The following is a 12218-nucleotide window of genomic DNA, read 5'->3' as shown; positions in this document are numbered from 1 at the left end:
ATACTTGTACGGCTCCTTTTTACTTTAACGATTACTGTGAGTCCTTGTTAGTAGCAGCCGTGCTTAAAACTAAGCCCAGTGAAACTATTATCAAGCCTGCCGCCGTGGCAAATAAAATCGGATAGTTAAACCACTCTACCATTAATCCACCAAATAAGGGACCGACTGCCCGACCAAATGACATAAAAATATTAAACATGGCCTGATACCGCCCCTTTGCCTTGGCATCAGCCAAACTATCAATCCACGCCGGGATGGCTGGTAGTCCATTCATTTCTCCAAAAGTCAGTACCACCATGATAATAACGAACCACAGATAATTCTTGGCCCAAATCAGCATGATAAACGAAGCCGCAAAAATCAAAACTCCAACTGCAATTTGCCGAATCATGTTAAAATGTAGCCCCACTCGATTAATAATTGGCTGACCAATCACAATTAATAACCCATTGACGGGCCAAATCAAACTATACTGTTCAAATGAAATGTGCAGGGCTTCCATATGAACCGGCATAACACTTTCCCATAGTGTGTAACTTAAATAAATAAAAAATACCATTGTACAAATTAGCCAGACTAACCGCGGATTTCCCCGCTGCGATGCGGAATGTTGCTTCAACTGTGGTTGATGTGCAACGAGTGGTTGACTACTAAAGTCCACATTAAATGATACGAATGTCATCAGTAATAAAATCAGATAGAATAGACTTGCCACACTAAAAACCACTGGAATGCCAAATTTCAAAAGATAGCCCACCGAAGCCGTTCCTACAACTACCCCCAGGTTAACTCCGATGTACAATGAATTAAAAACACTTCTAGTACTGCGAGAGCGAACCTTGGCAGCATAAGCATTTAGAAGGGTGAGGCTTGCTCCCTGTCCCAATCCATACACAAATAACATGATGGCAAACATCGGCCAACCATGATAAAAGATCAAAGTTACCAAGGCTCCCAACGCCACGGTAATACTAATCAAAGCCGTTTGGTAGGGCGACCACCGGTCAAACAATTGACCACCAAGATAATTACCCAAAACCATAAAACAAGACATGACAAATAAAACTGCGCCTGCTACTGTCAAAGATTCGTGTAGCGTCCCATGCATATAGACCGTGGTTAATGGCCACATCAGTGCTGCTCCTGAATTCAAGAGTAAGGAATATACTAAGACTGCAAGCAAACTAATTTCTTTTTTAGGTTGCCGTGCCATTTGCTCATCTCCTTTTTTCACAATACTGCTATTTTCTCATAGTTAACCCGTGGAAAAAAGGATTGGTAATCTCTAATGCGTCCCTATTTCTCATAGCTGAAATCAACTATAATTAAACACAAGCTACTGCTATCCAGGCTCAACGAAAGGAAGTTCATCATGATTCATATCGTAACCGACTCGACCGCCCAACTTACTCCAGATGAAATTACAACAAACAAACTCACCGTAATTCCACTGCAAGTAACGTTTGAGGGTCAAACGTACCTTGATAATGTCAATCTAACTCGAGAAGCATTTTCCAAAATGCTGGATGACGATCAAAGCGAATTCCCCAAAACCAGTCAACCAGCCCTCGGACAGTTCGTTGATACTTATCAAAAGATCATGGAAGCGGATCCAAACGGAACGATCATTTCCATTCATCTAACCGATGTTCTCAGTGGTACCTTGGAAACGGCTCGGACCGCTGCGAAACAAGTGGATGGAGACATTCGAGTTCTTAATAGCGAATTGACCGATCGCGGTCAGGGTTTTGTCGTCTTAAAAGCAGCTAAACTAGCGGCTACTGGAAAAGATGCGGATGCAGTTGAACAAGCCACCATCGAATTTAGCAAAAAAATCTATTTAAGCGTCTTTGTTAATAGTTTTGATTACCTCGTCAAAGGTGGTCGTGCTAATCGGGTTGTCGGTTTTATTTCGTCATTAATTCGACTAAAACCGGTGCTGAAGCTGCAAGATAACAAACTGCAGTTCGTGGCTAAGTGCCGTGGCAGTAAAAAATTTAAGGCGACTCGGGATCAAATCACCGATCAATTAATTGCTGACAAATCAGTAACAGCCGTCGGTTTATCTTACGTTGATTCTAGAGCAGACGTAGATGCCGTGGCAGAGCGGATCCACCAAGAACGCCCAGATATTGACGTACTGGTACGCCTAACTTGCCCCGTCATTATGACCCACGTTGGACCTGGTGGCTTTGCCATTATCTATCAATAAAATAACTAGTTAACCGGGATTAACCAGCGTAACTACAAAAAGGCGCCAGCTGAATTAAACTTCAGTTGGCGCCTTTTTTATATAAAATTTATTAGCGTTTACCAGTAATTGTGAGAAGCACGGAAGTTAACTGCATTTTGGATCGAACCATAACGACTAATTGCGTACTCACGAGCTACTCGTTCCTGATTAGCAGGAGAATAGTCACCATTTAGGTAGGAAGCAGATAACTGATACTTACCAATATACTGACCATTTCGGGCTGTGTAAGAGCCACCAGACTCAACCTTGGCAATTGATTCCATTGAACCATCATTGTTAACAGCAGCTGGTTGCTGGTTACTTTGTGGAGCTGGTTGTGCTTTTGGCTGTGCTACTGGTTGAGGCTTGCTCGTTTGAGCTCCCGCTTGTTCGGTCGGTACAGCTGGAGTTGCTGCCTTAACCGCTGCATTATTCGGGTTAGCCTTAATCTGACCATCGTCCCCAATGATAAAGACTTCACCTGCAAAAATCTTGTTAATGTCCTTGATGTTGTTAGCTTTTTGCAAACTGTCGATCGAAATATTGTAAGTTGCTGCTAATCCAGACAATGTATCACCAGATTGAACTGTGATTTTAGAAGCGGCATTTGCACTTTGCGCCCCGGCAAACAAGATTCCGGTAGCAATTGCAGCAAAGGCTGCTATGGATTTAAAACTGATGTTTCTCATAAAAAAATATCTCTCCTTAATATCTGACGCTAGTTTCGTCTGCTAGAATGTTGATTCCAAATAATCAACAAAACTAATACTAAGAAGTTTATGTTACAAGAAAATTACAGGAATTTTAAAAAAAGGAGCCCGCTGTGTAATGCTGTAATCTATTTAAAACATTGTGTAATTTAACGGCACAAAATCAACTAGATTAGCTAATCGATTGTAACAATTAAAACCTGGTACGGTTGTAAATCACGGATTTCTGCCGCTGGTTTCCCATTTGTGGCAAGTGAATCTAACTCCAACTGTCCAACAACTACCTGACGAAGTGGTTGTACCTTTCCAGATAGATTGATCATAATTTGCACCGTTTGCTGCTTCAAACGGCGCTGATAAACAATCATTTCATCCTCGCCCGTCCTTACAGGAACCACTTCACCTTCCAGCCACAACGCTTCCCAGTGAGAATCCTGACGCAGGCGAATCAGCTTTTGATAAAAACTCCAAACCGACGCCGGATCGTTTCGCTGCTGAGCAACGTTTCTAACAACATTATTAGCGGCCGGAGCCAACCACGGGGTTACGGTTGAAAAACCACCAAATTTAGTTTGGTCCCATGGCATCGGAACACGGGCATTGTCTCTAGAACGAAAGTTGATGATTTTCAGTGCTTCGTTTGGTCGGTAACCATTTGCCAAAGCACGTTGATAATTATTAATTGATGATAAATCATTAAATTCTTGCAAGTCGCTGCGCTCGAAGTTAGTCATTCCTAACTCCTGCCCTTGATAGATAACCGGAATCCCAGCTAAAAAGAAATACAAGGCTGCTAGCGCCTTTGCGGCGGCTGGATTGTCGTGGTCTTCTGTGCGAATGAACTTAGAAACCGCCCGATTTTGATCGTGATTTTCAATTACATTTGCAAAGTAACCCCGCGCCTTCTTAATCTCCTGCTGACTCATAAACATCGTTTGCGCCAAATCGGAAACTTCCCATTGATTTTTTTTGAACCATTCATTAGCGTCCTGAACATCAATATTGAGATAACTAAAATCAAAAATCATCGAAAAATAGCCACCCGGTCCAACAAATTCTTCCAATTGTTCCAAGGGGACTCCGTAGGCTTCACCGATCGTAACCGCATTATATTTGCTAAACGTCGCTGCCTTTAATTCTGCTAAAAACTGCCCCAATCCGGGACGATTAAGCCCTTTTCGTTCAACATTTACTAACCCATCATCATCATCTGGGGGTAAACTTGCCCAGTCTTGATCCTTTTTAAGCTGGGTAATGGCATCAAGCCGAAAACCGGCAACTCCCTTATCTAACCACCAATTAATGATGCGATACAATTCTTGCCGCAGCGCTGGATTTTCCCAGTTCAAATCGGGTTGCTCGGTTGCAAACGTGTGAAAGTAGTAAGTACCAGGTTCATTAGGAACCGGCTCCCAAGTCGAGCCTCCAAAAGTAGCTCGCCAATTGTTAGGTACCTGACCGTTAGCTGGGTGCTGAAAGACATAGTAATCTCGGTATTTGCTAGTGGGATCCTGAAGTGCTGCTTGAAACCAAGGATGCTGATCGGAAGTGTGATTCAAAACCATATCCATGATGATTTTAATTCCACGCGCTTGTGCTTGTTCCAGTAGTTCGTCCATGTCAGCCATCGTACCGTAAACGGGATCGATTTGTTGATATGCCGCAATATCGTACCCCATATCGACCATTGGTGACCGATACACTGGAGCAATCCAAAGTGCTGTTACCCCAAGCTCTTGCAAATAATCCAGCCGGGAAATAATCCCTTGGAGATCACCGATGCCATCACCGTTGGAATCCTGAAATGACCGGCAATAAATTTCATAAATAATTTCATTTTTCCACCAATCTGCTGGCTGCTTAGCCAGCGGTGGTGTTATCATCTGTGTCACAATCTTACTCCTTTCTGATGTTGGAATTGAAAAGGTCATTTTAGCAAAAACCAGCCATTTTACAAACTTATTCTGCAACTATTAATGGTAAATAACAAATAATGTTAACATATTTTACCAAAAATTTATCTTCAAAACCAAATCACTGAGAGCGGCTTAACTTAGGATTAGTATGGTATACTTTTGATGTATATCCTATTTATGATAAAGGAGTGAGTTTATGGCAGATGGAACACGTGCTTTATTCATGTTGTTCGGTGGAACCGGCGATTTGGCCCTCCGAAAACTGTATCCGGCACTATTTAACCTTTATAAAAAGGGAAGCCTGAGCAAACATTTTGCATTATTAGGTCTTTCTCGAAAAGAACTCTCTGATGAAGAGTTTCGTGCAAAAATCATGACCTCCATTGCTGATGAAACTGCGGACCAGCAAGTAGCCACTGAATTTGTGAGCCACTTTTATTGGAAATCACATGATGTTAATAACATGGATCACTATCAAGACTTGAAAAAAATAGGCAATCAGCTTGATGATCAATATCAAACCGGTGGAAATCGGGTGTTCTATGTTTCGATGGCTCCTCGCTTCTTTGGCATCGTTGCTCAAAATTTACAGAGTCAGCATGTGCTATCAGAGAACGGGGGCTTCAATCGGCTAGTGATTGAAAAGCCCTTTGGTCGCGACTATCAGTCTGCCAAAGAACTAAATGACCAGTTGAATAGTGGTTTCCAAGAAAACCAGATTTTTAGAATTGACCACTACCTTGGAAAAGAAACAGTGGAAGCAATCCCTGTGCTTCGGTTTGGTAATCCGCTGTTAGAGGCCGTTTGGAATCAAAACTACATTAAAGACGTTCAGATTACACTGGCAGAAAGTTTGGGCGTTGAGGATCGAGCTGGCTACTACGACACCGCTGGTGCTTTGCGGGACATGATCCAAAACCATACGCTACAAATCGTCAGTTACCTAGCAATGGATCAACCTAATTCATTTGTTGACACAGCCATCCGAGCTGAAAAAGTCAAAGCCTTAGAAAGTATGGAAATCTATACTGATCAAGGGGTTAAAGATAACTTTGTCCGCGGACAATACGCTGGTGATGAAGACCATCCCGACTACCGCCATGAATCTGGTGTGCCCGTCGATTCTAACAACGATACCTTTGCTGCCGGTAAGATTGTTTTTAATAATCCACGTTGGGGGAAAACACCTTTTTACATTCGTTCTGGTAAGAAATTGGCTGATAAACAAGGTCGCGTTGATATCGAATTTAAAAAACCGCTCGTTGATATTTTTGCAAAGGGAACCGGTACAACCGGTGAGTTGCAAAAGAATGTCTTAACTTTAGAAATCGATCCACGAGTCGGTTTATCCCTCACCATCAATACCAAAGATTCCAAGCAAGGGTTGCACACTGAAACCGTTCCGCTTGACTATCTTCAATCCGATAACCGCGCTGCCCAAGTTCCACTTCCCTACGAGCGGTTGTTCCATGACATCCTAAACGGAGACGGAACCTACTTCGCTAGTTGGCCAGAAGTGGCAGCTGCTTGGCACTTCGTAGATCCCGTGCAACAAGTTTGGGATACTCAGCAACCTGACTTTCCTAACTATCAACAAGGTTCCATGGGACCAACTGCCGCCGACGAACTCTTAGCCCGCGATGGTAATGCTTGGTTTTACCGTGGCACCAAATAGTAAAGCGGTTTCACATCTTGAATCCTCGATTTCACAATTTTAATTTCTAATGATAAAATATAATTGTATCATTTTATAACTACGCAAAGAGGAAGGTAGATTATGGCTAACGAAAAAGCAAAAATCGGCGTTGTCGGCATGGCTGTGATGGGTAAAAACTTAGCCCTGAACATCGAAAGTCGCGATTATGCCGTTGCAATTTATAACCGTAGTGCTTCTAAAACCGAAACGGTAATGAAGGATCACAGTGATAAAAAACTAGTTCCTTCATATGACTTACAAAGTTTTGTTGAGTCCATTGAGAAACCACGGACTATTTTGATGATGGTAAAGGCTGGAAAAGCTACTGACGCCGTTATCACTGAGATTCTCCCCTTATTGGATAAGGGCGATACTTTAATTGATGGTGGAAATACAAACTTCCACGATACGATCGCTCGTAACCAAGAATTGGCAAAGTCCGGCATTAACTTCATCGGGATGGGTGTTTCTGGTGGTGAACTTGGTGCTTTACAAGGACCTTCATTAATGCCTGGTGGTCAAAAAGAAGCTTATGACCGAGTTGCTCCTATTTTAGAAAAAATTGCTGCCAAAGCTAAAGATGGTAAACCATGTGTTACTTACATCGGTCCTGATGGTGCCGGTCACTATGTCAAGATGGTGCATAACGGAATTGAATACGGTGACGAAGAATTAATCGATGAAAGCTACAACATCCTGCGGAATGCTGCTGGTTATTCTGTTGATGACCTCGCCAACATTTTCAAAGAATGGAACCAAGGTGAACTTAATAGTTACCTAATTGAGATTACGGCCGACATTTTAACCCGCAAGGATGATCTTGGCGATGATAAGAGTAAGCCAATTGTCGACATGATCTTAGACCGTGGAGCTAACAAGGGAACTGGAAAATGGTCATCTGAAGATGCTCTCGATGAGGGTGCTCCTCAATCAGTTATTACTGAAGCTGTCTATGCTCGTTACGTTTCCATGTTGAAAGACGAACGACTAGCTGCTGCCAAAGTTTTACATGGTCCAGCTGAAAAACCTGATTATCAAGGTTCCGATTTAGTCGAAGATGTACGCCAAGCCCTTTACTTTGGTAAAATCATGAGTTACGCCCAAGGATTTGAACAAATGCGGATGGCTTCAGCTACCTATAACTGGGACTTGAAGTATGGTGAATTAGCTCAGATCTGGCGTGAAGGTTGTATCATCCGAGCTCAATTCTTAGATGAGATTACAAAAGCCTTTGATAAGAAGCCTGATTTAAACAACTTACTGATGGATCCATTCTTTGGTGACATCGCTAATAAGTATCAAGCTGCTGCTCGTCGGGTGATTTCATATGCTACTGCAGCTGGAATCCCTGTTCCATCCTTAGCTGGTGCAGTTTCTTACTTTGATTCTTACCGTTCAGAGGTTGTGCCTGCTAACTTGCTCCAAGCACAACGTGATTACTTCGGTGCTCACACTTATGAACGAACTGATCGCCCTGGAAGTTTCCATTACCCATGGTATACAGAACAATAAAATCTTTTCCAATTTCTCAGCCTTGCTAGTCTGGGAACTTAGAAGTCGGTGCTAATTGCACTGGCTTTTTTTGTTCGCAATAGCTTGCTTCTTAGAACATCCCAACCGAGGAAATTAATCGAGCCCAATTTATTTAATAAACTTGCTAATTGCAGTTTCTTGTAAATTATAATTGTAGTAGACTTGTATTAGAAAGAAGAAAGGAAGTTATCTACTATGACTGCTAAACAACATCAAGTTTACGATCATTACTTTTTCAATGAATCTGCTTATGATTATCACGATGGTGGCTATGTTAAGCTTGAAGAACCAGATGTACCAGCAAGCCGGCTTAACATTCCGGCTATTTTAGCTCCCGATCAAGAAACTGATACGGATGTTTGGTACACTGTTACCGCTCAAACTGGGGAAACCCAGTTATTACCAGGTGAAAAAACCAAGACCTGGGGCTATAACCAAAGTCTTTTGGGTCCAACAATTGTTTTTGAGAGTGGCAAAAACTATCATGTTACTTTGAAAAATGATCTGCCGGAACTGACTACTTTTCACTGGCACGGTTTGGATGTTCCCGGTCCTTACGTTGATGGTGGTTGTCATGCTCCCGTTTATCCCGGAAAACCCCGAAAAATCGATTTTACAGTTAACCAACCAGCCGCTACGTTGTGGTTGCATGCTCATCCCTGTCCATTGACCGGTTGGGATGTTTGGCATGGACTAGCTACCGCTGTTGTGGTCAAAGACGAGCACGAAGCCCAGTTACCGCTACCCAGAAATTATGGCGTTGATGATATCCCACTAATTCTCCAAGACCGTCGCTTCGATGAGCACAACCAATGGGATTATGACAAAGATTATGATCCTGACGGCACTGCCGGTCCAACTGCACTAATTAACGGGACAGTTAACCCCTACTTTGATGTTACCACCCAAAAACTTCGCCTGAGAATCTTAGATGGCTCCAATCGACGCGAATGGCGCTTACATCTGAGTGATGATTTAGAAATGGCACAAATTGGTTCTGATGGTGGTTTGTTGCCAGAGCCCGTCTATCTTACCAAGCTCATGCTTACCTGTGCCGAACGAGCTGAAATCGTCCTCGATTTTGAACAATATCATCCTGGTGATGAAGTTACTTTATATTCTGATGATGTGCCCATTATGAAGTTTAGGATTCATGAATTTAAAGCAGATCCTACTCCGTTACCTGACCACTTAGCTGATGTTGACTATCCTGAAGTTGAAGATCCGAATGCTCCAATCCATCAAGTTGTCATGTCCGGAACTGATGAAAAAGTCGAAATCAATGGACGAAAATTTGGCATGATGCGGATTGACGATCGTCAGGAATTAGGAAAAGCTGAATATTGGGACATCACTAATACCAATGATTGCTGTGGTGGGATGATTCATCCTTACCACACCCACGGAGGTTCCTTTAAGGTAGTTTCAAGAAATGGAAAAGCTCCTTATCCTAACGAACTAGGTTACAAAGATACCATTGGCGTCAATGCCGGTGAAACAGTCCGAGTTAAAATGCGTTTTAATTACCCTGGGGTCTTTATGTATCATTGTCACATTATCGAACACGAAGATGGTGGGATGATGGCTCAACTCCAGGTCTATACGCAAGACCATCCCCATAAAAAGTATCGGTTGATGGACATGGATACCTTATTGCAGGAACTTGCCAAAGAACGACATTGTCAACCTGACGAATTGGTTATCCGTAGTCTAGAATATTACAAAGAACATGGGATTGATATGTGCTAACGGAACCATAACTATCTGTCCAAGTAATCCTAAAAAGGTGACTGAATCAATTGATTCAGTCACCTTTTTTTCTCTGTGGAAGCAATCACCGTAACCTTGTTTAGTGGCAATCGTTGCCGTCGCAGTTGCCGTTCAACCTGCCGAGTTACCCGTACTTCTTGAATACTAGTGATTTCATTGCGTAAAATCGCCGCCAGATTACCTCGAATTTGGCCTTGATCATCGACTGGATCTTCTGCCAGTTCCAAAATATTATGTGATTTCGTCTCTGCTAAAACACTGAGTTCCAACCCGAGATAATTAATTATAATCGTATCAGCAGTTGTAATGAACTGCGCCAATTGATCTCGATAGAATGCCACTAGATCTGGATAGGCAGCTAGTACTTGCTGATTTTGGGGGTCTTCAATTGTTACATAATTAATTGTTCCTTGGTAGAGATAATAACGCACAATTGGCTGCTCCTGCTGATTAAAGAAGACCATCTCCTGTAGCTCATTTTCTGCATAAAATAAGTTACTAAACAGACTGCCATCAGCTGCAAATTCTTCAATGAAATCCAGTGTTTGATCCGGGTTATGATAACGCAGATCTTGAACTGCACGCCGCGTATTGGGGAACAAAAATTCTCGAGCAATTTCAGTTCCATGGTCAACAATCGAAATACTACCATCACGATTAACAATCGTTTTGGCCCAAGTAGGGATGGGTGCATCATTAAAAAATCGATACTGATCCGCTCGATATTCACGGTGGGTCAGTCGATCAATGATGTTCATCACCTTGAATGTAGCGGTCGTCGTCCACCGACCTAGTTGTGGGGAAGCCGCCAACGTCAAGAGCGTCTGGGAGCCGTTGGCTGCTAAAGTTCGCTGCAGGGCGTGCCAATCTTTTTCCGTCGCTACATTATTTACTAGTTGATAGTCCATCCAGTAGTTTCCTCCATTTCTGTGCAATATTTTGGTCTTGGTACTGTCGAACCGAGGCACGAGTTTGGTGGCTTAATTTAACTGGATCGGCTTGCCAATACCTTTGTAAAGCCAACTTCAGCTGGTTCACATTATAATCTTCATCTTCCCGCTTCAATGTCGCTAAGAAACCATTTTGACCATCCTTAATTAATTCTTGCGCTCCAAATCGCGCATCAAAGGTAATCACTGGTAACCCCGCATTCAAAGCTTCAATGTAGGTTAAACCAAAGCCTTCGGAAAATGAGGCGGAGATAAAAGCGTCATAGCGGGGATAAACGTGTTCTAAATCATCAGAAAGCCCTCGGAGTTGAATATAATCCTCTGCCCGACAGGTTTTGATGAGCTTTTCAATCGGTTCTTTTTGTTCCCCTTGACCATAGATATCAAATTGAAGCTGGTAACCAGCCTGGTGCATAGCCACCACCGCTTTAACTGCAATTTCAAGGTGTTTTTCCGCTGCTAAGCGTGACGCTGTAACTAATTTTTTTACTTTTCCCTGAGCTGGTTGTGCGACTACCTCTGGTTGGTCCCGGATTCCTCCTACGGGAATGGCAACAATTTTATTAGTAGCTTTAGGAAAATCGAGCAGTAAATCTTGCCGTTGCAGTTCCGTTGCCGTGACAACCGCATCCACGGCCGAGAGATGATCTAGAAGGTATTCATAGTGATCATTCCATAATGGCCGGCTCGGATCATCACGATCAGCTAGATGATCAGCATGAATGATGTAGATAATCTTTGTATCAGTTCGCTGTTGGCGCATTAAAATATCGTCTGCAAATTCACCCCGATCAATTAAAAAGTTATTGATCCCTGGATACACCTGACGCAATTGATCAAAAAAATACTCGTGCAAACCATCTAAATTGGCAAAAAACAAGTGTTGCCCATGCTCAGAAAATAAGTGAATATTAATCACATTATGACCACGATGCTGGTCATCAACGACTTCATACATTACCTTTCGCTGCTGGGTCAATTCATTGTAAAGTTCCACCCGTGCCGTACGCACCTGCAATACTTGATTAGCAGGATGATGCTTATCAGGACCCTTGTAATAGTGCTGTACAATCCGGATTCCGGCACTTGTAACTTCTTCCGTTTTTCGGTTGGTTTGGGTTAAATCAACTACTGTTTCGGGTAATCGAGGTGCTTGCCTTTGCAAAAGTCCTGTCTGTAAATAGTTGTCGCCCAGAACCAAATATTCCCACAGATTCAGAACCATGTGATCATTAAGGTGCCAGCGATCAATTGCTTGGTGGAGTTCTGGGATTAAATTTAAAAAGACAAACCGATACGGTAACTGCGCCTGCTGAAAACGTTGTGCTCGGTAGAATTCGGCATGTTCGACCCCAGAATTACCTAGCCCCATTGCTTGATTAATAAAAAAATTCATCTCCTACCTCCATC

The 12218-nt window shown here is 42.7% G+C and carries 9 protein-coding genes; 4 read left to right on the top strand and 5 right to left on the bottom strand.

What is annotated here, in order from left to right:
• Positions 1–31: 31 nt before the first annotated feature.
• Positions 32–1213, bottom strand: a complete 1182-nt coding sequence (locus FC87_RS01205) for an MDR family MFS transporter (protein ID WP_056961373.1) — start codon at positions 1211–1213, stop codon at positions 32–34.
• Positions 1214–1372: 159 nt separating this feature from the next.
• Between FC87_RS01205 and FC87_RS01200 the strand changes: the two genes are divergently transcribed.
• Positions 1373–2212 (top strand): DegV family protein, encoded by an 840-nt coding sequence (locus FC87_RS01200; protein WP_054690446.1) that lies wholly within the window; start codon positions 1373–1375, stop codon positions 2210–2212.
• A 98-nt stretch (positions 2213–2310) separates the two neighbouring features.
• Here FC87_RS01200 and apf read toward each other — a convergent pair whose 3' ends face one another.
• On the bottom strand, positions 2311–2922 hold the full coding sequence (apf, locus tag FC87_RS01195) for an aggregation-promoting factor (RefSeq protein WP_054690449.1): 612 nt from the start codon (positions 2920–2922) through the stop codon (positions 2311–2313).
• A 197-nt stretch (positions 2923–3119) separates the two neighbouring features.
• On the bottom strand, positions 3120–4826 hold the full coding sequence (locus FC87_RS01190; protein WP_054690489.1) for an alpha-glucosidase: 1707 nt from the start codon (positions 4824–4826) through the stop codon (positions 3120–3122).
• 229 nt (positions 4827–5055) lie between these two features.
• On the opposite strand from FC87_RS01190, the gene zwf reads away from it, so the two are divergent.
• The 3 genes from zwf (at position 5056) to FC87_RS01175 (ending at position 9837) form a co-directional block, all read left to right on the top strand.
• A complete protein-coding gene (gene zwf / locus FC87_RS01185) occupies positions 5056–6534 on the top strand; it encodes a glucose-6-phosphate dehydrogenase (protein ID WP_054690453.1) in 1479 nt (492 codons plus the stop codon).
• A 102-nt stretch (positions 6535–6636) separates the two neighbouring features.
• Positions 6637–8067 (top strand): NADP-dependent phosphogluconate dehydrogenase, encoded by a 1431-nt coding sequence (gene gndA, locus FC87_RS01180; protein ID WP_009166956.1) that lies wholly within the window; start codon positions 6637–6639, stop codon positions 8065–8067.
• A 216-nt stretch (positions 8068–8283) separates the two neighbouring features.
• Positions 8284–9837 carry a multicopper oxidase family protein gene (locus FC87_RS01175; protein WP_056961371.1) on the top strand — a complete coding sequence of 518 codons (1554 nt, stop codon included), beginning with the start codon at positions 8284–8286 and terminating at the stop codon, positions 9835–9837.
• 59 nt (positions 9838–9896) lie between these two features.
• Here FC87_RS01175 and FC87_RS01170 read toward each other — a convergent pair whose 3' ends face one another.
• Both FC87_RS01170 and FC87_RS01165 read right to left on the bottom strand, forming a co-directional pair.
• The gene (locus tag FC87_RS01170; RefSeq protein ID WP_009166812.1) at positions 9897–10766 is read right to left on the bottom strand and encodes a hypothetical protein; all 870 of its coding nucleotides are present in this window, start codon (positions 10764–10766) and stop codon (positions 9897–9899) included.
• Positions 10744–12204, bottom strand: a complete 1461-nt coding sequence (locus FC87_RS01165) for a glycosyltransferase (protein WP_054690463.1) — start codon at positions 12202–12204, stop codon at positions 10744–10746. The genes FC87_RS01170 and FC87_RS01165 overlap by 23 nt, the downstream gene beginning before the upstream one ends.
• Between the last annotated feature and the right edge of the window lie 14 nt (positions 12205–12218).

The sequence above is a fragment of the Fructilactobacillus florum DSM 22689 = JCM 16035 genome, assembly GCF_001436645.1.
GTDB classification, from domain to species: domain Bacteria; phylum Bacillota; class Bacilli; order Lactobacillales; family Lactobacillaceae; genus Fructilactobacillus; species Fructilactobacillus florum.
Note: the sequence above shows the minus strand (reverse complement) of the source record. Positions and strands in the feature narration are given on the sequence as shown.